Raw genomic sequence first — 19,188 nt, 5'->3', positions numbered from 1 at the left:
ATTCTGAAAAACAGAATGCTCATATCGCTAGAAACCGATTTACCTGCGGTTTCTCATCGGCATACGGTGAACACGTGAACCTGGAAACGCGCCTAACCCGCCGCCTTGGCATTGAGCATCCGGTGGTGCTCGCACCGATGGACGATGTCGCAGATGCGCGTTTGGCGGGTGCGGTCGGTGCCGCGGGCGGTCTCGGCTTGCTCGGCGGCGGATATGTCGACGAGGCATGGATTAGTCGACAGTTCGAGCAGGTCTCGGCTCCGTTGGGATGCGGATTCATCACCTGGAACCTGGCAGGCAAGGAACACGTGCTGGACTACGTGCTCGATCAGCGGCCCGCGGCAATCTTCCTGTCCTTCGGAGATCCCGCACCGTACGCGCCGCGTATCCGCGCCGCCGACGTGCCGTTGATCTGCCAGGTCCACAATCTTGAGCAAGCCGCCCGCGCCATCGAGGTTGGTGCCGATGTCATCGCCGCCCAGGGCGGAGAGGCCGGTGGTCACGGTGCCGGGCAACGCTCGACCTTCACCTTGGTGCCGGAGATTGCCGATATGGCCGCCGGCACCGCACCCGACGTCTTGGTGCTCGCCGCCGGGGGAGTCACGGACGGCCGAGGTCTGGCGGCTGCGCTCGCTCTCGGGGCCGATGGCGTATTGGTTGGAACCCGATTCTGGGCTGCGCAGGAGGCGGCGATCCCTGCGGCCGCGCAACGGCGCGGTCTGCTGGCCAGTGGAGATGACACGATCCGTCAGCACGTCTACGACATTGTGCGCGAAAAGAAGTGGCCGAGCGGCTACGGCGGCCGAGTACTGCACAACGACTTCGTCGACAAGTGGCATGGCCACGAAGCCGAGCTCACCCGACATCGCGCCGAAGCTCACGCCGATTACGAGGCGGCGGTCAACGCCGAGGACTACGCCACCGCGAATCTGATCATCGGCGAGGGGATCGGTCGGATACGGCGAATCGAGAGCGCCGCCGACATCGTGCACTCCATGGTCGCCGAGGCAGCCACCATCCTCCAACGTCCCCAACTCTGAAACAAAGGAGCCAACTCATGCCATTGGTGCGTATCGATCTGACCGCGGACCGGTCAACCGAAGAGCGGCGTGCAATCGCCGACGCAATACACGAGGCATTGGTCGAGGTGTTGAAAATTCCTGTGCGCGATCGATTTCAGATCATCACCGCCCACGACCCCGCGGAGATCATCGCCGAGGATGCGGGATTGGGGTTCCAACGGTCACCCCGCGTGGTGATGGTGCAGATCTTCACCCAAACCGGCCGCTCGACGGAAACCAAGCAGCGTCTCTTCGCCACAGTTGCCGACAAGCTTGCCGCTGTGGGGGTCGACGGCGCCGACTTCTTCGCAGGCATCAACGAAAACGGGCCGCAGGATTGGTCATTCGGTTTCGGCGTTGCTCAGTACGTCACCGGTGAACTCGCCGTACCGGCTGCGGTGAACTGATGATGATGGATCCCTGGCAGCATGGACATCATGGAGCTGAGTGACGTCATCTTCTTCTTGGCGGTCGCTGAGGCCGGCGGTATCTCGCATGCATCGAAGAAGCTGCATACCGTGCAATCGAATGTCAGCACCCGCATCAAGTCGTTGGAGGATGAACTCGGCGTCGAGCTGTTTCGACGGCACGCTCGCGGCGTCACCCTGACCAATGCGGGTGAGGCATTCCTGCCGTACGCGGAACGGATGACGGCGCTCATGCGGGAGGCCTCACAAGTGGTCGGCAACGAGGCCGAGCCCACCGGGTCTCTCGCGATCGGGGCGATGGAAACCACCGCAGGCCTCCGTCTGCCCGACGTCCTGGCGGCCTATACCGCCTCGTGCCCCCGAGTGGACCTGACTCTCATCACAGGAACCAGCGCTGAGTTGAACGATATGGTCATCGACCATCGACTAGACGGCGCTTTCGTCTGTGGCCCAGTCGAACACGATGCCCTCACGGTAGATCCGGTCTTCGTCGAAGAACTCGTGTTGATCACCGCACAGCGTCATAACGACATGCGAGAGGCCCTCGATGCGTCTCGCCGGATGCTCGTCTTCCGCAACGGATGCGCCTATCGAGACCGGCTGCATCAGATCCTTCGGGATCACGGGGTCGCCGATCCACACGTCCTGGAGTTCGGCAGCATCGAAGGCATCCTCGGCTGCGTCGCGGCGGGGATGGGCGTCGCACTGCTCCCTGCTGGTGTCGTCACCGCCTCGACGCGGTCCACCGCACTTCGCCTGCACCGTCTTCCCGGTGCGCAGGCCAGAGCCGAAACGGTGTTCGTCCGCCGTGTCGATTCGGTTCTCTCACCGGCGATGTCACAGTTCCTGCGTGACCTCCAGCGTGCCGATACACCGGTGATGCTGCGATCTGTCGCACCGTGATCCGGACTGTGCAATACGCTTACCGGTCGTGACGGATTCCGTTTCACGACGCGAAGTTCTTAGATTGTTGACCATCGCCCCGGTGCTCGCCGGTGCGGGCATCTCGGTGGCGACCGCGCCGAAGGTCCATGCCGCCAACCTGCGGCTTATCGACTTCGCAGAGCGGCTGGTCAAGCCCGAGTCGATCAAGGCGGCAGGCTTTGACGGGGCACTGGTTTATGTGTCCGAGCTACGGCCAGGTGCCACGTTCGATTTCAAACCGGTCACTCGCGAGTACACCGACGCCCTGCGTGCGGTCGGTCTACATGTCGTGAGCTGTTACCAGTTCGGGAAGCCCGGCTGGCCGACACCGTCCGACTTCACTCGCGGATACGACGGTGGCGTTGCCGATGGGCGGACCGCGCTGCGGCTGCACGCCGCGGCCGGCGGCCCGGATACGGCGCCCATCTTCTTCAGTGTCGACGAGGATGTGGACGCCAAAGCATGGAAAAGCACTGCGGTTCAGTGGTTTCGGGGCATCAACTCGGTGTTGGGTGCCGCCCGGACCGGTATCTACGGGCATAACCGTGCGTGCGCCTGGGCGATCGATGACGGGGTCATCGGGCACTCGACCACATCGGGTTATCACTGGGCGTGGCAGACCAAGGCCTGGTCGCGCGGTGAGCGGGAGCCGGCGGCGGTGCTCTATCAATCCGAAGTAGTGACCGCCTCAGATCCAGGTGTCGTGATCGACGATGTTCATGTCGACGTGGATGAGGTGCTTGCCGCCGACTTCGGTCAGTGGGGCCTTGTTCGGTGACCTACTCGGCGGTGACGGTGACGCCGCTCAGGTATTGCCCTTTTGCGCCAGGATGGCTCCGCCGAGCCAGCGCTTGAGGAATTGACGCAGCTCATCGCGGGAGCGGGTCGGCTCATTGGGGGAGACGAAGAACGACAGCATGATTCGTAGTGCGAACTCCACCAGACCGTCTTTGGCCGCGTCGTCGTAGCCATAGTGGTCCCAGTCCACGTCGAACCTGCTGAGCATGCGCAGACCGAACGCCTGGGCCTCGTCGGAGGTCATATCGCTCGTGTGCGAGCGTGCGTACGGCTCAGACATCATGATGCCCAAATGCGGTGTGCGGGCGACCTCTTCGAGGGTGAAGAGCACGCCTTCGGTGAGCGCATCGGCGGGATCGGTGATGCCACGCACGACGTCGGTCAGTCGGTCGAGGAATCCGTCGACTGAGGCGATCGCCGCGGCATGCATGAGTGCGTCGGTGGTGGGGAAGTATCGATAGACGGTTTGGCGGATGATGCCGAGCTCGGCCGCGACCTCGGCGAGGCTGACTCCCGATCCGGTCTCACCGATCAACTTCACGGCCGCGGCGACAATCCGCCGGGTTGCTTCGTCATCTGTACTGGGCGGTTGTCCGTCCCATCCCCGTCTACGCGCCATCGTTGAGTCCCCCGGCCGCCGGCATCTCTGCAGCATATCGCCGTTGACATAGCTCGCTCGTTCAAGTAATCATACAGAAAGACGACAATGCGTCTTATTGTATGTTTTGAAATAAGCTGAGGTGCCTCCATGACGGAACTCATCGTGCGCAAGCTGCGGTTTGCGTTCGCCGACCATCACGTCCCGTTCCTGTGGAACGAGTCCAACCCCGCGTTTTCGAGCATGGCCAACGCGGTGTCCTTCCTTGCGATCGCCTTCGAGAAGATGATCGGCCAGATGATCCCCGAGGCCATCCCGCTGATCTCCGACCCCAAGATTGCAGAGGAGGCTGAGGCCTTTGTCCGGCAAGAGGGGCAGCACTCCATGGGGCATCGGCAGCACGCTAAAGGTCTGATCAAGAGTTACCCGGGACTCAAGGAGACCCTCGACGAGGTCATCGCGTCGTTCGATGACCTGACCGCCAAAACGCCGCTGAAATACCGGTTGGCGTACACCGCGGATCTGGAAGCCACCTTCACGCCGGTCTTCAAGCTGATGCTCGACCATGACGACACCCTGTTCGCGCCGGGAGACGATCGCGTCGCCTCGTTGTTCCTGTGGCATTTCGTCGAGGAGGTCGAACACCGAAGCTCGGCGCTGATCATCTACGACGCGGTGGCCGACGATCCCTGGTACCGAATGCGCATGGCTCCGTCGATCTTCAAACATGTGTGGGCGGTGCTGCGCATCGCGTGTGAAGGGTTCAACAAGCATGTTCCCCTCGAAGACCGCAAGGTAGACGCCCTGTCGATGTTCGGCATGCAGGCCCGCAAAAAGGCGTTGCTGCAACGCCTCCCGTTTGGAGATGCGCCCAATGACGGGCCCGTCGAGAACGCATTCAGCCACCTGCCGGTGCGAGAGGTGATAGTCGCGCTGTCGGGCGCGGTGCGCAGTCAGATCCCTGGGCACAATCCGGAACATGAGAAGCTGCCCGTCCTGGCCGACGAGTGGTTCGCGCGCTATGAGGCCGGGTACGAAGTCACCCAGTGGTACACGGCCAATCAATCAGCACAGGTGGGAGTCTGAGCATGTCTGATCTGTGTGCACCGACATTCGCCGATCTCGCGTCCCGCCTTGGGTTCTCTTGTGACACAGCGGGAGGGCTCGTCGCGTTTCGCAGTCCGTTCTCTCTAGAGAACTGGACGCTGCCTGTCCTGGAGCTGACCGTGATCGCCGGTGCCGTTTTGGCGCTGGTGTACGCGATCGTCCGGCTGCGCCGCCACAATGATCCGACGAACATCGTGGTCTGGTTCGGGGCGATCGCCTATCTGTTGATCATCGAACCGCCGCTGTACTTTCCCGGGCCGTTCGGCATCAGCGAGCATGTCGACACGATGTTCGCGCACAACGTATTTACCGTGGACTTTCTTTGGGGCCGGTTGCCGCTGTACATCATCGCGATCTACCCGATGATGGCCACCGTGGCCTTCGAGATCGTGCGGACGCTGGGAGTCTTCCGCCGCTACGGAGTCCTGGTAGGGGCGACCTGTGTCGGCCTGGTACACCACGTGTTCTATGAGATCTTCGACCATCTCGGACCGCAATTGCAATGGTGGGAATGGACTCTGGACAACCCGATGAACAAGCCGTTCTTCGACTCGGTGCCGATGGGCAGTGTGGTCGTCTTCGCCGCGCTGTGGCCGATGTCGCTGGCATTCTGTGTGCAGCTGTTCGTCGGCCGCCAGGTCGATGATGGCCGCACCTTCAGCGGTGGCCAACTGCTCTGGCGCACAGTCGTTATCGGTGTAATGGCTTCGATCGGAACCGCAGTCTTGCCACTGCCCGCCACCATCGCGGGGGCCGTATCGGGTAGCACCACCGCGGTCGGTGTCGTCTATGCGCTGGAGCTGATCGCCGTGGTGGCGGTGGCTGCACCCGTACTCATCAAACAATGGCTCGGTGTTCGCCGTGGCGGCACGGACGGTTACACCACCCATCCGGCCATCCTCATCTACGCCGCGATCTACCTGGCGGTGATGACGGTGCTGTGGGCGACCGCACTGTCCGACTACTTCGGCGCGACGAATGGACTTACCTCCAACGGCGATCCGATCGGAAGTCTCTGGTACACCGTCCTGTGTCTCGTTGTCGCGACGGCGAGTGTGGGGGCGGCAGCCGGCGTTGTCGCCCGCACCCGCCATGTGTCTGAAACAGTCACGGTTACTTCATAAGTTCCGTGCCGACGAGGAGATCCTCGATGACGGAGCTACGGAACTCGCCGGTGGCCTCGGTTCCGTCGATGTTCATCAGTAGTACGACTGCACGGCTATGGTCCGCGCTGAGCACGCCCGCATGCGGTCCTGGACCCTCGATTCGAACTCGCGGCGCCAATCCTCGAATGACCGGTCGGCCGCACGGCGCCCGCACCCCGAGAGCGCGTCGGGGATAAGTAGCGCGGTCAGACCCACCTTGAGCATGGTGCGCCGCGTGAAGGGCACCATCAGGAGTCCTTCACGGTGAGCACGGTGTGTGGCGGCAGCTGTAGGGACATGTAGTAGTGCTCACATCTTGATCGACGGCAGCAGCCTCGTCAGATTCCACAGTTGATTGCGCCGAGCCGACAGACTCGTGATCAGGAGCCCACCCAGCGCGATACAGAGCAGTGTGATTGCCGCCTGCCACAACCGGCCATCGATACCACCCAAGATCAGCTGACGTAACCCGTTGACCCCGTACGTCATCGGGTCGTACTTGTGAAGGATCTGGAACGGTTTCGAGGTGGTTTCCACGGGGTACATGCCGCCGGCACTCACTAGCTGCAGCATGAGCAGCGCCATGATGAGGACGCGACCCACTGCCGGGCCGACGAGCGCGTTGATGGCCTGCGTCGCGGCGACGAAAGCGAACGAGATCAGCACCATGAACGCCAGCATGGCGACGGGATGTGCGGCCTGCATTCCGAGGCCGAACCGCACCACGCAGTACAGGATGACCGCCTGGAAGATTCCGATCACGGCGGCGGGTAGATAGCTGGACAGCGCCACCCGTAGGGGCAGCACCTCCGCGGCGATCGCGCGGGTTTGCAGGGGCCGCAAGATCATCCACAGCACCAATGCTCCGAAGAACAACGCGAGCGTGAGGAAGAACGGTGCCATGCCGGTCCCGAAGTTTGGTGCGGCATTCTCGTGTGAGGTCTCCAAATGGACGGGGCCGCCGATGGTATCGGCGATGGCGTCCTTTTGTTGAGTGCTCCAGTGGGGCGCCTGCCTGGCCCCGTCGGCGAGCTTGGTCGCCAATTCGGCCGACCCGGATCGCAGTTGCGCGGTACCCGATTTCAGTTGTTGCGCACCGTCATCCATTTGGGCGATACCGCTGGCCAGTTGCGCGTTTCCGGTGGCGAGCTGCTGCGCCCCGCTACGCATCTGGGTGAGCTTGTTGGTGAGGTCCTGCCCCTTACCGCCGACGCGGTCCAGCGCGGATCGCAGTGGGCTACCGGGGCCCAGCGTCTCCGTCATCGCGATGGCCGCATTCTCCGCGTCGGTGAGCTGCTGACGGATCTGTGGCGAGAACTGATGCCCGCGAAGCTGGTCCTGAATATCGCGCAGGGTGTTCGCGGCCGGATCTTGGCGTGCCGCAAGCTGATCGATGACGGACGTGAGCGAGTTCGCGGCGGTGTCCTGTGCCTTTGAGATGCCATTGATCTGGTCGTTGGCCTGCCGGAGTGCCTCCGTCCCCTGCTGTAGTTTGTCGGTGCTTCCGCCGATTGTCGCGACCGCCTTGGTCACCGTCAGTAAGGGATCGGTGGCCTGGTTGATGCCGTCGGACAGCTGCTTGGCGCCGGTGGCCAATTGCGCGGACCCGGGCCGGGCCGTGTGCAGCCCGGTGGCCAGCTGCCCCGCGCCGTCGTCAACCTTGGCCGCGCCATCGGCTAGTTGTTGGGCACCGTCGGCTGCCTGTTGGATACCCGCACCCGACGAAACCACCACGGAAAGAACCTGATTAACGGCCTGGCCGGAGATCCGCGTCGAAACGGCGTTGAGCACCTGGTCGATGGCGGTGCGGCCGATACTCGACGAGATGTAGTTGTTTGCGTCGTTGTAGACGGCGACCAAGTTGGCCTGTTTCGGTTGTCCGGTCAGCGGTGACGCGATGGCCTCGCTGAAATCGGGAGGCAACTCCAACATGAAGTAGTACGTGCCGTGGTCCACCCCGTTGCGTGCCTCGTCGAGGTTGACGACGTGCCAGTCCATGCTGCCGTCGGCGGTGAGGCTCTTGGAGATCTCCTCGCCGATGTTCACCTGTTGGCCGGAGACGACGGCGCCCTTATCGGCGTTGACCAGTGCCACGGGCATCTTGTTGACGTGGCCGAAGGGATCCCAATACGCCCACAGGTACAGCGCGCCGTACACCAACGGCAGCAGCATGAGCACCACGATGGCGGCGCGGGTCATTCGGCTACGGCCGAAACGCTTGATCTCCGAACCGAATGCAAGTCCAGCGAGCATGGTCATTCCTTCCCGGTCAATATCCGGTGATCGTGCAAGTCGTGGATGGGTGCGTCGGTGCCCAGCGGGTTGGTCACCCCGACGATGACGGTGCGTTGTTCGGCGATGATGCCCAGCCGTTCCACGGCCGTCGTGCGCCGCAGGTTGTCCCGGACCTGTTCGAGGTCCCCCACAACGAGGATCGGGCGCTCCGAGAGCAGCGCCAACGTGATCCTCAGCAGGAACAGCTCGAGATCGGAGAGTTCGACGATGTAGGTGCCTCCCGACGGTGGCGGGAGCTCACCGAACACCTCGGCCAGTTTGTCGCGTCCGGTGTCGGCCGGGACTCGCGAGAACCACGGTGCCAGCCAGCGGACCTGTTCGGCGAGCACGGTCTGGACGGTCACGGTCTCTTCCAGCTCGTCGATATCGGCGAACGCGGCGATGGCGCAGTGCCGGCGAATCGCACGGGGGTCGGTGTCGCCCATCACGGTGACGGTGCCGTGGCTGGGCTTGAGCCGGCCGGCCAGTGCCAGCAGCAGCGTGTGCTGTCCGGGTCCGCCGGGCATTTGGATGGCGTGAAACCCGGACGTGAGCTCCAGATCGATATCGGCGAAGAGCGGTCCGTGCTCGCCGTCCACACCCAACCCGGCAGCGGTGATGAGCGCCGGGGTGGTCTCCGTCTCCTCGCCCGGCTTCTCGGGTAGGGCGATATCCGATTCGTCCGGCGTGGTGCCCGGTTCGTCCTGTGCGTCCATGGGTTGCTCGTTTCAGATCGCGGACTGACGCGTCTATTCGATCAAACACCAGGCTGCCAGGGGAAATCAGTGTGACGTCGCATATTCACGCCGTCAGGAGTGATGCCTCCGGGTTCCCCTGGTCACAGCCGGCGGGCACATTCAGTCGTTCGCAGGCGAGAAAGGGTCCCCGTCGAAGCGTTCGAGGGTTACGAACTCGTCGATGTTGTTGCGTCTCAGCCTGGTCAGTTGCTTGACCGGCTTGCCGATGGGTAGCACCGCGGCCACCGCATACGTATCGGGAATGCCCAGCAGTTCACGCACTTTGGGCTCCTGTGCCACGGCCATCGTGGTGAGGGTTCCGCCGAAGCCCTCCGCGCGCGCGGCCAGCAGAATGTTCCAGACCAGCGGATAGATCGACGCTCCGCTGATCACGCCGACACGATCCAGATCCTGATCAGCCGCGGCGACGAGACGCAGGTCCAGGCATACGACAAGGACCACGGACGCGGTGCGCAGCGGTTCGACGACCGACTCGGGGACCGTGGTCGCCGCGATGGTCTCCGGGGCAACCTGTGTGGGGATGACCGGATTCCACGGTGTCTCACCCGCCGTGATCTGTGCGTAGTAGCGCTGCGCGCCCGGCTTGGTCGCCTCGGCGAGAGCCTCACGCGTCCCGTGGTCTCGGACCACGATGATGTGACCTGCCTGTCGGTTGCCCCCGCTCGGTGCGAACCGCGCGTTGTCCAGGATGCGGTCTAAGACCTTGTCGGGCAGTGGTTCCCCGGTGAACTCGCGTGCCGCGAATGTCGTGCGCATGACGTCGTAGAGCTCCATGTCGTCACACTAGTCAGCGCGATGGGTTCAGACGCCGCTTGATCTCGTTCTGGAATGACACGATGACACCGCGGACCGCCGATTCGGTGACGACCACCGGGGTGAGCACCGACTCGGCGAGGCCGACGATGCGCTCGACGCGGGTCATGACGTTCTCCATCCGCTCGACGACGAGCATCATCCGTGGCGTGAGTTCACCGATGACGCCGAGTGTCTCGTTCATATCGACGAGAACAGCGGACATATCGGTCAGCACGGTGTCGAGTTGTTCCATGGTGACGTCGGCGTTCAGCGCCGCTCGGGCGAGCTTCTGGATGCGCTCACGCCCCGTGCGAGAGCCGGGTTGGCTGCCTTTTTCCTGGGTGTCGTCGACCGCCACGGCGCCAGTATTACAGGTGGGAACGCTTACTCGTGGTGATGTTCCAGCAGATCTGCCTGATTGATTCTGTACCGCGGCATACTCAACCACCTGCGTGTCTGCTCGTGGGCGCGGCCGATCAGCTCAGCCGAATGAGAGAAATCCGCCGGTGAGGTACGGACCGGGCATAGCGGCGGGACCACCCGTAGGTCGACTGTGCTCTCGAACCGGATGACATCGGTCGTCAGTCGTTGATTGATGGCGAGAGTCAGCGCATGAAGCACCATAGCCATTGCCCCCCTTGGGGGTTCGGATAGTGCGCACGCATATCCGGTGGGCAGCACCCAGATTTCGGTGGCGCCCAATGCGACGGCGTGCGAGAGCGGGGTGTTGTTGACGATGCCGCCGTCCATGAGATCTCGTCCGTCGATCGTGACTGGTGGCAGGATCGCCGGAACCGCGGCGCTGGCCGCGATGGCGTCGATCGGGTTACCACGGGACAGCAGCACGTCCTGTCCGGTCAGCACGTCGGTGGCGACGACGTGCAGCGGGGTGGGAGCGTCTTCGAGCCTGGCGAACCGCAAGTGTGTCCGCAGCAGCCGGCGTAAACCCGAGTCCGACACCAGGCTGCGGCGACGGCCTATAAACCCCAGGAACCCCGTCGACAGACTGGTGGGGAAGACATCGTTGCGGGATAGCGCTCGCCATACCGCCGCCAGTGCGTCGATACCGTCGGTGTCGGACCGCGCGGCTACCCAGCCGCCGTTGAGGGCACCCACCGAAGTTCCGACGATCAGGTCGGGGCGGATACCGGCCTCGGCCATCGCCAGCAGCATCCCCACTTGGATGGACCCGAGGCTGGCGCCACCGGACAACACGAACGCCGTTGTCATGAAACGACACTAGCGAGCTGAAGCGGCACGCTTGCCGAGGCTCTCGCACCGGAACATCTGAAAAGTCGTTCTGGACAGGTGTCTGGTTTTCCGGGACAGTAGACGCGGTAAGCGTGTCAGTCTGGAGCGGCCACGGGCGGCTAATTCCGTCGAAACTGCTGACAAATCGGCATTCAGTCTCACTGTGGGCTCGATTCGGCGTCGGCTAGTTGGCTAGACACCTGTCTATTTGGAGGTTGATGTGACCAGCGATCGTGTTGTGGTGACCGGCGCGTTCGGGTTGGTCGGGTCTGCTGTGGTGGCGGTTCTCGCGGCACAGGGTTACGCGGTGGTTGCCACGGACCTGCGCACCCCGGCGAACCTCGCAAGTGCACAGGGTCTTCCGCCCGAGGTGCAGGTTCGGTGGGCGGACCTCACGTCCGCCACGGAGGTTACGTCGTTGGTCGCGTCCACTACGCCCGCCGCGATTGTTCACCTGGCCGCGTTGATTCCGCCGTTCTGTTACGCGAATCGGCCGTTGGCGCAGGCGGTCAATGTCGAGGCGACGGGTTCCCTGCTCGCTGCGGCCGCGGACCTGGCGTCGCCACCGCGGTTCGTCCTAGCCTCCAGCGTTGCCGTGTACGGCGCCCGGAACCGATATCGCGACCAGGGATTGCTCACCGCGGGCACACCGGTCAATCCGAGCGACCTGTACGGCGCCCACAAGGTAGCGGCGGAAAACCTCGTGAAGTCCTCGAGTCTCGAATGGGTAGTGCTCCGGCTCGGTGGGGTGCTTACGGCTGCTCCTCGTTGGAGCATCGATCCCAACCTGCTGCGATTCGAAGCAGTACTTCCGTCGGACGGGCGGATCCAGACCGTCGATGTGCGCGACGTCGCGCGTGCCTTCTGTGCCGCGATCACGACAAGCCACGTAGATGAGGTCTTCCTCATCGGCGGTGACAGTTCCCATCGCACCACGCAGTCGGCCGTCGCAGCGGAAACGGCCGCGGCCATGGGGCTTGCCGGCGGCATTCCGATAGGACGACCGGGCGATCCCGACGATGACCGCAGCTGGTTCGTCACCGATTGGATGGATACCGGACGCTCCCAGCAGGTCCTCGACTTCCAGAGGCATGCGTTGCCTGCGATGCACGCCGAGACCAGCGCCGCGGTGGGGTGGAGGCGCGGGCCGCTGCGGCTGGCAGCGCCCATCGTGCGGACCGTGCTCAAAACCCAGTCGCCGTACCGCGGGATGGGTGGGCGGTTCGCCGATCCTTGGCGCGCGATCGAACGGTGTTGGGGCGATCCGCAATACTGAGGCGATGCGAAAGGTCGATGGATGAGTGACATTGAGCGGCTCGTTACCAGCGGAACTTTTGAGCTCGACGGCGGCAGTTGGGAAGTCGAGAACAACATTTGGCTGGTCGGCGACGGCGACGACGTGGTGGTCTTCGACGCCGCTCATTCGGCTCAGCCGATCATCGAGGCGGTAGGCGGCCGCAACGTGATCGCGGTGGTGTGCACTCATGGTCACAATGACCACATCACCGTCGCCCCCGAGTTGGGCCAGGCTCTGGATGCGCCGGTGCTACTACACCCGGCAGATGACATGCTGTGGCGAATGACGCACCCGGACAAGGAGTTCCGAAGTGTCGAGGATGACGTGGTGCTGAGGGTGGGCGGTCTGGAACTGCACGTCCTGCACACACCGGGACATTCCCCGGGCTCGGTGTGCTGGTACGCGCCCGACCTGCGTGCGGTGTTCTCAGGCGATACCCTTTTTCAGGGTGGACCGGGTGCCACCGGCAGGTCGTTCTCCGATTTCCCGACGATTCTGCAGTCTATTTCGGGACGGCTCGGGCCGCTGCCCGCAGACACGGTGGTCTACACCGGGCATGGTGACACGACCACTGTCGGCGACGAAATCGTGCACTACGACGATTGGGTGGCGCGCGGCCACTAGCGCGCGGCGGTGCGGAATCGGTCGCGATAGGTCTTCGGTGAGACGCCCAGCTCGTTGATGAAGACCCGACGCAGCGTTTCGGGGCTCCCGAACCCGGCGATCCGTGCGGCTTCGGCGACCGTGCTTCCCGCGTCCAGGGCGCCGCGGGCTGCATCGATTCGAACGATCTCCACGTATCGTGCTGGGGTAGAACCTAATTCAGTGTGAAAGAGCCGAGTGAGCTGGCGGGTGCTCAGCGCCGCCCGCGAGGCGAGCTTGGCGACGCTGTGATCGGCGGCGGGGTCGGCGGCTATCGCGTCGGTTGCCGGACGAAGCGTGGAACCGGCGGGCGGTGCGGATTCCACAAGGACGGAGAACTGGGACTGGCCACCCGCGCGTTTGAGATAGACGACCAGCGACCGCGCTACCTCCCGGACGATGTCTGATCCGTAGTCATCCTCCACCAATGCCAGCGCCAAGTCGATACCCGCGGACACCCCGGCAGAGGTGAAAACATTTGCGTCCCTGACGAAGATTGCGTCGGGATCGACGGTGACGTTCGGGTATGCGCGTTGCAGCAGACCCGCGTGACGCCAGTGGGTCGTGGCACGACGACGATCGAGCACGCCGGCCTGAGCCAACAGGAAGGCTCCCGTACAGATGGACGCGATCCGACGGCAGCGCAAGGGAATCCGGGCTAAGGCGGCTACGAGCTCGGGGTCGAGTGGTCGGCCGATCAGCACATCCCCACCGGCCACCAGCACGGTGTCCGCGGACTCGATCGAGTCGATTGTCGCAGTTACCGTGAAGGATGATCCGATGGACGTCGCCACGTCACGGCCATCGACCGAAGCGACCACCAGTCGATAGTGCGCGCCGAATCGGTTGGCCTCCGCGAACACTTCGGCAGGCCCGGCCAGGTCGAGCAGCTTCATGCCGTCGAACACCACGATGGTGACGAGCCGCTCATCGGTCATGCTCTCAGGATCGCAGATGCGCGCCCGAACACATGTCCGGATCTGTGGGATGGACGGCGGATACGCACCTCTCGCCAAACTGCTGGTGCGCCACAGACTCGGGAGTGACCGAGTTCCCAGGAAAGAGGAAACGCCATGACTGAGATTGCCGGAATCGAGATCCCCGATAGCCCGCTGGTCCGGGAGATCACCGAGTACATCCGCGATACCGAGGACGATCTGCTGTTCCACCACTCTCGCCGGGTGTACCTCTTCGGCGCGCTGCAGGGGCAGCGCCGCGGTGTGAAACCCGATCTGGAGCTGCTGTACGCCGGCGCAATGTTCCACGACATCGGGCTCACCGACGCATACCGACAGTCCGACCTGCGGTTCGAGGTCGACGGCGCGAATGCCGCCCGCGACTTTTTGACCGAACGCGGAGTGAGCGCCGAGGACGCCCAGAACGTGTGGCTGGCCATCGCGCTGCACACCACGCCCGGGGTTCCCGAATTCCTCAGCCCGGAGGTGGCTCTGGTGACGGCAGGTGTCGAGACGGACGTGGTTGGTATTGAGCGGAATGCGCTGTCTGCCACAGATTTAGATTCGGTGACTGCCGCTCATCCGCGTCCCGACTTTAAGAACAGGATTCTGAAGGCCTTCTTCGAGGGCAATCGGCATCGGCCGCGCAGCACGTTCGGCAACATGAACGCCGATGTGCTCGCGCATTTCGACCCGTCATTCATACGGGATGATCTAGTGGAGCTGATCCGAGCCAACAGCTGGCCGGAGTAGATCAGCGCCTAGAAGGGCGGTGGGTCTTTGGCGGCGAGTGTGGCCAGGGCTGCTTCGCGTTGTAATCGTTCTTGGTGGTTCAGGTTTCGTTCTGCCTGACGCCGACATGCACGTTCCTGTTTTCGGGTGCGCTGGCGGGTAAGGGTGGGGAAGAGGAACCAGCTGGCGGGGCTGGTGGCATAGGTGTGCCCCGTGGGCGCCTTCCACACCACGGTGCCGTCGGGTTCTTGGACCTCGGTCCAGTTGCCGAAGGTCTTCAGGAGATGGTGCTTGCGGCACAACGCCTTCAGATTGGAGCCGGTGGTGAGCCCACCGGAGGCCCAGGGCACGGTGTGGTCGATATCGGTGCGGTCGGCGGCGGCTTCGCAGCCGGGGAATCGGCACAGCTGGTCGCGGGAGCGCACGAAGGCAGCCAGCCCGCTAGAGGGGCGGTATCCGGCGCTGCGGGAATCGGTGAGCGTGCGAGTGCGGCCACCGACGGCCGCGGCACGGGCGTGCTCGGCGGCTAGCACCCCGAAGCCCGGAACATGTGCCGGTACATCATCATGGCCGTCGAGGGTGGATTGATTGACGACCACGTTGACGAGGACCGCGACATCGGCGACATCGCGGCCGGCGCAGTCGGGACGTCCACAGGTGCAGCGCATCTGGTCAAGGCCGCGAGTCAATGCGCCTACGGCATCGGCTCGGCGCTGGGCCTTAGTACGTGGGTCTGCCGGGCACACGCTGTCGGCTAAAAGATCGAGGCGCTTGTCCAGTGCCACGGCGTGGGTGGCCTGCAAGGTGCCCCAGATTTCGGCGACCGGTTCTCCGTTACCGAGGGGGCGGATCTCGACATGCCGGCCCTCGTTGGCGGACTTGCTGCGCCGTACAGCGTCCCGATCGAAGCGAAGCACCAGCGCATCCAGCGCCGTGATGATGCGTTTGTGTGACCAGCGTGCCCAGCGGGGCAGGGCCTGGACGATGGCAGCATCTACTTCAGCCACCACCGCATCGTCGTCGACGAGTTCGGTGCGATTGACGATCAACGCGACCGTTCGAAAGTCGAGATCGCCAGCGGCGAAGCGTTCGGCGACTGCTCTGAGCCGGTGCCGCAGAACCTGGGCGTAACGCATCTGGCTGGAGGCCAATGCCTGCGTGATGCCCTGAGCCGCGGCAATTTCGGCGGCAACCCGATCCCAGCGATCAAACGGGTGACGGTCACGCTCGTCGGGCTTGTCGAGGTCAGCGTGCCGGTCTACCAGCACACCGATCGCGTCCAGTCGCCGGGCACACGCCTGCGCCTCGGCACGCTGTGCCGACGTGACCACGTCGATCAGATCTGCGTCAGGCAACGAATCGAACACGTGTTTGAATGTAGCGGAGTTCCCTGTACCGCACCTGGCGCAGGACCATCGTTGTGGATAGATCGCGGATTGTGGATAAGCCGCAGGGCCAGGTGCCGGTGGCGGGCTAGTTGGTGTTCGCGTATGCGTCGAGAGCGGTAGCGGCACAACGGCGCCCGACCTCGATGACCTCAGTGGCACGATGAAAGTCGAGACTGCGGCTGACACTGCGGGGCACCTCGATAAGGACATCCGGCGGGTGTGCCGCGAGCTGCATGCGGGCAAGTGCCGACTGCATGACCTCGATGGTCCGGTTCATCACTTCGAAGCTCGTCAGTTTGGCGGCGGGATCTGGTTGGCCGGCTGCCTCGGTGTCATCGGTTTCGAAGAGCGCCGAGGTGCTCCGCAACAGTCGGTTCAACCACTCTGTCGTCACGCGCGGTTCACGAGGCTCGGGGTCAAGGGGCGGCGCCGGAGTGCGTAATTCGTCGCCTCCGCTGAGGCTTACCGCCACCCGCAGCTCGGCGTGTACCCCGGCCAGGGGTGCCACCGCCATCAGGTCCAGAACGCCGCCGTCTGCCAGCACTCGGCCGTCGAGCACGTGCGGAGAGATCATCCCGGGAATCGCGATAGAAGCACGGATTGCGGAGGACAACGACCCGCGCTGTAGCCATACCGATTTTCCGGCGATCAAGTCGGTCGCGACGGCGGTGAACGGGATCGGCAGGTCTTCGATCGCGACGTCGCCGAGCAGCTCGCGCACCACGTCGAGGATCTTCTCGGCGCGGAAGAAGCCGGGGCTGGTCCATGTCGGGTCCAACAGCCGGAGCACCGCACGCTGGGTCAGCGACGTTGCCCACGAGGTGAATTCGTCGAGTGCTCCGGCCGCTTCCAGGCCGCCCACCAGTGCACCCATTGACGAGCCCGAGATCCCGGAGATCTGGAACCCGCGCTCGTGCAACTCTTGGATCACACCGATATGGGCATAGCCGCGTGCGCCGCCGGCGCCCAGCGCCAGCGCGATCTTGGTGCCGGGCGTGTTTGCACCCACCTCGTCAGTCATCGACTCAATCTTTGCAAGAGCGAGGCCAGGTATCCAGGTGAGGTGCGCGACACCCGGCTATTGGCGAGCGTGGGGGTCGAATGCGTTGAGCGTCGCGACCACTTCGTCGTAGTCACCGCGCGCCTCGCCGTAGCGTAGGAACTTCACCCGCTCTACCTGAATCTCGGCGGCATCGGGCTGGGTCTCCAGCAGGCTAACCACTTCGTTGACGAAGTCCTTCAGGGGCATCGCGAAGCCACTGTCTTGCTGTCCCGGCATGAGGTCTGTGCGAACCGCAGGTGGCTGGAGTTCCTTGACCGTGACCCGGGTGTCCGCGAGCTGCAGCCGGATCGACTCACTGAGCATGTGGATCGCGGCTTTGGACGCGTTATAGCTGGGTGTGACCTTCAGCGGCGCGAAAGCCAACCCGGACGACACCGTGATGATGGTGGCTTCGGGTTGTGCCTGTAGGTGCTCGATGAAATTGGCGATCAAGCGAATCGGACCGAGCACGTTCGTGGTGACGATTTCCTCGGCCGACTGAAGGAACGACTCTGGGTGATGCCAGTCCTCGACGCGCATGATCCCGGCCATCGCGATAAGGACATTCACGTTGGGATGGTCGGCGAGTACCTGTTGTGCAGCGGTGCGAATGCTCGCCGGATCGGCGATGTCGATCTGGACGGCCGAGATGCCGGGGTACTCAGCGCTGATTTGCTCCAATAGCTCGGTGCGGCGGCCGCCGACTATCACGGTATTTCCTTTGGCCTGCAAGGCCAGGGCGAGTTCCAGACCGATCCCGCTGGTGGCTCCTGGGATGAACACTGTGTTACCCGAAATTTTCATCAGCGACCCTTCGATTGATGATGTGTACGGATCGTACATATACCGTAATGTACGGTACGTACACATAGTTGGCAAGGAGTGCGAGACGATGATGACTGCGGCAGGGGATGAGGTGAAGCAGCCGCGGCGAGGGCGTCGGCCGGCCGACGAGGTGCGCGAGGAAGTGCTTCAGGCCGCGGGCGACCTGCTATTCGCCGAGGGGATGAACGGATTCACCATCGACAAGGTCGCTGCCCTTTCCGGTGCCAGCAAGATGACGATCTACAAGTGGTGGCCATCCAAAGGGGCTCTTGCGCTCGACGGTTACTTCCGAAAGGTCGAACCGGAGTTGGAGTTCCCCGACACCGGGGAGATCGAGCGTGACCTCCGGACCCAACTGCGCGCTTTCCTTGGCATCATTCGGAACACTGTTGGGGGCGGAATCATCGGCGAACTCATTGGTCAGGCCCAAGTGGATCCGGAACTCAAAGCGGCCTTTCTGCAACGGTATTCAGGTCCCCGTCGAGCTCTCGCGGTGACGGCGATACGTCGGGCACAGGACCGCGGCCAGCTTGGTGCGAACGTGGACCCGGAGGTCGTCGTGGACCAACTGTGGGGCGCGTGCTACCACCGGCTACTGATACCCGACCAGCCGCTGACAGAGGATTTTGTGGACGCCGCGTTGAACAACCTGTTCGGTGGGATCAGAGCCTGAGATGTGCGGTTCGGGAATAAGCCCGGCAGATCCGCGGGTTTGACGCGGTATGCCACGTCAGTTCACCGAAGCCGAACGCCAGGAATTTCTCGCGGACAAGCACATCGCTGTGCTGTCAGTTGCCGCCGGTGATCGTCCGCCGGCCAGCGTGCCGATCTGGTACGACTACGCGCCCGGTGGAAACATCCGAGTCAACACCAGCGCAGGGAACCGCAAGGCGCGTCTTATCGAGGAGGCCGGGGCGGTGACTTTGACGGTGCAGCGTGAAGAGCTGCCGTACCAGTACGTAGTCGTCGAAGGCACCGTCGTTGACACAGCGCGGCCGGCTCCTTCAGACGCTCGCGAGGCCATCGCCATCCGCTATTTCGGCGAAGAGGCCGGGCGAGAGTTCGCGAGCGCCTATGACGATGCCGACACGGTCCTGTTCACGATTCGCCCAGACCGTTGGTTCACCGCGGACTTCGCGGGCGACTTCTAGGTAGGGCCTGACGGCC

Annotated in this window: 22 protein-coding genes; 11 read left to right on the top strand and 11 right to left on the bottom strand. The window is 63.6% G+C overall.

Annotated features, from left to right (window positions below):
• Window positions 1-23 precede the first annotated feature (23 nt).
• Genes MLB1_RS10150 through MLB1_RS10135 form a run of 4 tightly spaced genes read left to right on the top strand, consistent with a single transcriptional unit; the run spans window position 24 to window position 3,191 of the window.
• A complete protein-coding gene (locus MLB1_RS10150) occupies window positions 24-1,040 on the top strand; it encodes an NAD(P)H-dependent flavin oxidoreductase (RefSeq protein WP_371750602.1) in 1,017 nt (338 codons plus the stop codon).
• Between the two features lie 17 nt (window positions 1,041-1,057).
• Window positions 1,058-1,468, top strand: coding sequence for a tautomerase family protein (locus MLB1_RS10145; protein ID WP_180749497.1), 411 nt, complete (start codon window positions 1,058-1,060; stop codon window positions 1,466-1,468).
• Between the two features lie 30 nt (window positions 1,469-1,498).
• Entirely contained in the window at window positions 1,499-2,392 is an 894-nt protein-coding gene (locus tag MLB1_RS10140; RefSeq protein ID WP_180749496.1) for a LysR family transcriptional regulator, read from the top strand.
• 28 nt (window positions 2,393-2,420) lie between these two features.
• Window positions 2,421-3,191: a DUF1906 domain-containing protein gene (locus tag MLB1_RS10135; RefSeq protein WP_180749495.1), complete on the top strand. Its 771-nt coding sequence runs from the start codon at window positions 2,421-2,423 to the stop codon at window positions 3,189-3,191.
• A gap of 27 nt (window positions 3,192-3,218) precedes the next feature.
• Here the strand turns inward: MLB1_RS10135 and MLB1_RS10130 are convergent, their stop codons facing one another.
• The gene (locus tag MLB1_RS10130; RefSeq protein WP_180749494.1) at window positions 3,219-3,830 is read right to left on the bottom strand and encodes a TetR/AcrR family transcriptional regulator; all 612 of its coding nucleotides are present in this window, start codon (window positions 3,828-3,830) and stop codon (window positions 3,219-3,221) included.
• 129 nt (window positions 3,831-3,959) lie between these two features.
• Here MLB1_RS10130 and MLB1_RS10125 point away from each other — a divergent pair, with 129 nt between their 5' ends.
• Complete coding sequence (locus MLB1_RS10125; protein ID WP_180749493.1) at window positions 3,960-4,895, top strand: metal-dependent hydrolase; 936 nt, start codon at window positions 3,960-3,962, stop codon at window positions 4,893-4,895.
• A 2-nt stretch (window positions 4,896-4,897) separates the two neighbouring features.
• Window positions 4,898-6,040, top strand: coding sequence for a hypothetical protein (locus MLB1_RS10120; protein ID WP_180749492.1), 1,143 nt, complete (start codon window positions 4,898-4,900; stop codon window positions 6,038-6,040).
• 75 nt (window positions 6,041-6,115) lie between these two features.
• On the opposite strand, the gene MLB1_RS10115 is transcribed toward MLB1_RS10120, so the two are convergent.
• From MLB1_RS10115 to MLB1_RS10090, 6 genes are all read right to left on the bottom strand, one after another.
• Entirely contained in the window at window positions 6,116-6,310 is a 195-nt protein-coding gene (locus tag MLB1_RS10115; RefSeq protein WP_180749491.1) for a hypothetical protein, read from the bottom strand.
• 60 nt (window positions 6,311-6,370) lie between these two features.
• Window positions 6,371-8,314: a YhgE/Pip domain-containing protein gene (locus tag MLB1_RS10110; protein WP_180749490.1), complete on the bottom strand. Its 1,944-nt coding sequence runs from the start codon at window positions 8,312-8,314 to the stop codon at window positions 6,371-6,373.
• A gap of 2 nt (window positions 8,315-8,316) precedes the next feature.
• Window positions 8,317-9,051 (bottom strand): hypothetical protein, encoded by a 735-nt coding sequence (locus MLB1_RS10105; protein ID WP_180749489.1) that lies wholly within the window; start codon window positions 9,049-9,051, stop codon window positions 8,317-8,319.
• Between the two features lie 141 nt (window positions 9,052-9,192).
• Window positions 9,193-9,867, bottom strand: a complete 675-nt coding sequence (locus MLB1_RS10100) for a nitroreductase family protein (RefSeq protein ID WP_180749488.1) — start codon at window positions 9,865-9,867, stop codon at window positions 9,193-9,195.
• A 13-nt stretch (window positions 9,868-9,880) separates the two neighbouring features.
• Window positions 9,881-10,246: an ATPase gene (locus MLB1_RS10095; RefSeq protein WP_180749487.1), complete on the bottom strand. Its 366-nt coding sequence runs from the start codon at window positions 10,244-10,246 to the stop codon at window positions 9,881-9,883.
• A gap of 26 nt (window positions 10,247-10,272) precedes the next feature.
• On the bottom strand, window positions 10,273-11,118 hold the full coding sequence (locus tag MLB1_RS10090; protein WP_180749486.1) for a patatin-like phospholipase family protein: 846 nt from the start codon (window positions 11,116-11,118) through the stop codon (window positions 10,273-10,275).
• Between the two features lie 241 nt (window positions 11,119-11,359).
• Here MLB1_RS10090 and MLB1_RS10085 point away from each other — a divergent pair, with 241 nt between their 5' ends.
• A complete protein-coding gene (locus MLB1_RS10085) occupies window positions 11,360-12,415 on the top strand; it encodes an NAD-dependent epimerase/dehydratase family protein (protein ID WP_358148810.1) in 1,056 nt (351 codons plus the stop codon).
• A 21-nt stretch (window positions 12,416-12,436) separates the two neighbouring features.
• On the top strand, window positions 12,437-13,060 hold the full coding sequence (locus MLB1_RS10080; protein ID WP_180749485.1) for an MBL fold metallo-hydrolase: 624 nt from the start codon (window positions 12,437-12,439) through the stop codon (window positions 13,058-13,060).
• Here MLB1_RS10080 and MLB1_RS10075 read toward each other — a convergent pair.
• Window positions 13,057-14,016, bottom strand: coding sequence for a DJ-1/PfpI family protein (locus tag MLB1_RS10075; RefSeq protein WP_180749484.1), 960 nt, complete (start codon window positions 14,014-14,016; stop codon window positions 13,057-13,059). The two genes, MLB1_RS10080 and MLB1_RS10075, sit on opposite strands and share 4 nt — an antisense overlap.
• A 135-nt stretch (window positions 14,017-14,151) precedes the next feature.
• On the opposite strand from MLB1_RS10075, the gene MLB1_RS10070 reads away from it, so the two are divergent.
• On the top strand, window positions 14,152-14,787 hold the full coding sequence (locus tag MLB1_RS10070; RefSeq protein ID WP_180749483.1) for an HD domain-containing protein: 636 nt from the start codon (window positions 14,152-14,154) through the stop codon (window positions 14,785-14,787).
• A gap of 8 nt (window positions 14,788-14,795) precedes the next feature.
• Here MLB1_RS10070 and MLB1_RS10065 read toward each other — a convergent pair whose 3' ends face one another.
• The 3 genes from MLB1_RS10065 to MLB1_RS10055 form a co-directional block, all read right to left on the bottom strand.
• Window positions 14,796-16,133: an HNH endonuclease signature motif containing protein gene (locus tag MLB1_RS10065; RefSeq protein WP_180749482.1), complete on the bottom strand. Its 1,338-nt coding sequence runs from the start codon at window positions 16,131-16,133 to the stop codon at window positions 14,796-14,798.
• Window positions 16,134-16,239: 106 nt separating this feature from the next.
• Entirely contained in the window at window positions 16,240-17,175 is a 936-nt protein-coding gene (locus MLB1_RS10060) for a patatin-like phospholipase family protein (protein ID WP_180749481.1), read from the bottom strand.
• 57 nt (window positions 17,176-17,232) lie between these two features.
• Entirely contained in the window at window positions 17,233-18,000 is a 768-nt protein-coding gene (locus tag MLB1_RS10055; RefSeq protein WP_180749480.1) for an SDR family NAD(P)-dependent oxidoreductase, read from the bottom strand.
• Between the two features lie 91 nt (window positions 18,001-18,091).
• Here MLB1_RS10055 and MLB1_RS10050 point away from each other — a divergent pair, with 91 nt between their 5' ends.
• On the top strand, window positions 18,092-18,694 hold the full coding sequence (locus MLB1_RS10050) for a TetR/AcrR family transcriptional regulator (RefSeq protein WP_180749809.1): 603 nt from the start codon (window positions 18,092-18,094) through the stop codon (window positions 18,692-18,694).
• Between the two features lie 49 nt (window positions 18,695-18,743).
• On the top strand, window positions 18,744-19,172 hold the full coding sequence (locus MLB1_RS10045) for a pyridoxamine 5'-phosphate oxidase family protein (protein WP_180749479.1): 429 nt from the start codon (window positions 18,744-18,746) through the stop codon (window positions 19,170-19,172).
• The last annotated feature ends 16 nt before the right edge of the window (window positions 19,173-19,188 follow it).

The organism is Mycobacteroides sp. LB1 (assembly GCF_013449725.1).
Lineage (GTDB): Bacteria > Actinomycetota > Actinomycetes > Mycobacteriales > Mycobacteriaceae > Mycobacterium.
The sequence above is the reverse complement of the archived record's forward strand: the minus strand, read 5'-3'. Positions and strand labels throughout refer to the sequence as shown.

What these genes read in the sequence shown, in the direction of transcription:
- MLB1_RS10055 (WP_180749480.1), bottom strand. Translation starts at nt 18,000, where the DNA reads ATGAAAATTTCGGGTAACACAGTGTTCATCCCAGGAGCCACCAGCGGG.
- MLB1_RS10070 (WP_180749483.1), top strand. Translation starts at nt 14,152, where the DNA reads ATGACTGAGATTGCCGGAATCGAGATCCCCGATAGCCCGCTGGTCCGG.
- MLB1_RS10100 (WP_180749488.1), bottom strand. Translation starts at nt 9,867, where the DNA reads ATGGAGCTCTACGACGTCATGCGCACGACATTCGCGGCACGCGAGTTC.
- MLB1_RS10090 (WP_180749486.1), bottom strand. Translation starts at nt 11,118, where the DNA reads ATGACAACGGCGTTCGTGTTGTCCGGTGGCGCCAGCCTCGGGTCCATC.
- MLB1_RS10060 (WP_180749481.1), bottom strand. Translation starts at nt 17,175, where the DNA reads ATGACTGACGAGGTGGGTGCAAACACGCCCGGCACCAAGATCGCGCTG.
- MLB1_RS10120 (WP_180749492.1), top strand. Translation starts at nt 4,898, where the DNA reads ATGTCTGATCTGTGTGCACCGACATTCGCCGATCTCGCGTCCCGCCTT.
- MLB1_RS10130 (WP_180749494.1), bottom strand. Translation starts at nt 3,830, where the DNA reads ATGGCGCGTAGACGGGGATGGGACGGACAACCGCCCAGTACAGATGAC.
- MLB1_RS10075 (WP_180749484.1), bottom strand. Translation starts at nt 14,016, where the DNA reads ATGACCGATGAGCGGCTCGTCACCATCGTGGTGTTCGACGGCATGAAG.
- MLB1_RS10140 (WP_180749496.1), top strand. Translation starts at nt 1,499, where the DNA reads ATGGAGCTGAGTGACGTCATCTTCTTCTTGGCGGTCGCTGAGGCCGGC.
- MLB1_RS10110 (WP_180749490.1), bottom strand. Translation starts at nt 8,314, where the DNA reads ATGCTCGCTGGACTTGCATTCGGTTCGGAGATCAAGCGTTTCGGCCGT.
- MLB1_RS10045 (WP_180749479.1), top strand. Translation starts at nt 18,744, where the DNA reads ATGCCACGTCAGTTCACCGAAGCCGAACGCCAGGAATTTCTCGCGGAC.
- MLB1_RS10145 (WP_180749497.1), top strand. Translation starts at nt 1,058, where the DNA reads ATGCCATTGGTGCGTATCGATCTGACCGCGGACCGGTCAACCGAAGAG.
- MLB1_RS10115 (WP_180749491.1), bottom strand. Translation starts at nt 6,310, where the DNA reads ATGGTGCCCTTCACGCGGCGCACCATGCTCAAGGTGGGTCTGACCGCG.
- MLB1_RS10080 (WP_180749485.1), top strand. Translation starts at nt 12,437, where the DNA reads ATGAGTGACATTGAGCGGCTCGTTACCAGCGGAACTTTTGAGCTCGAC.
- MLB1_RS10050 (WP_180749809.1), top strand. Translation starts at nt 18,092, where the DNA reads ATGACTGCGGCAGGGGATGAGGTGAAGCAGCCGCGGCGAGGGCGTCGG.
- MLB1_RS10125 (WP_180749493.1), top strand. Translation starts at nt 3,960, where the DNA reads ATGACGGAACTCATCGTGCGCAAGCTGCGGTTTGCGTTCGCCGACCAT.
- MLB1_RS10105 (WP_180749489.1), bottom strand. Translation starts at nt 9,051, where the DNA reads ATGGACGCACAGGACGAACCGGGCACCACGCCGGACGAATCGGATATC.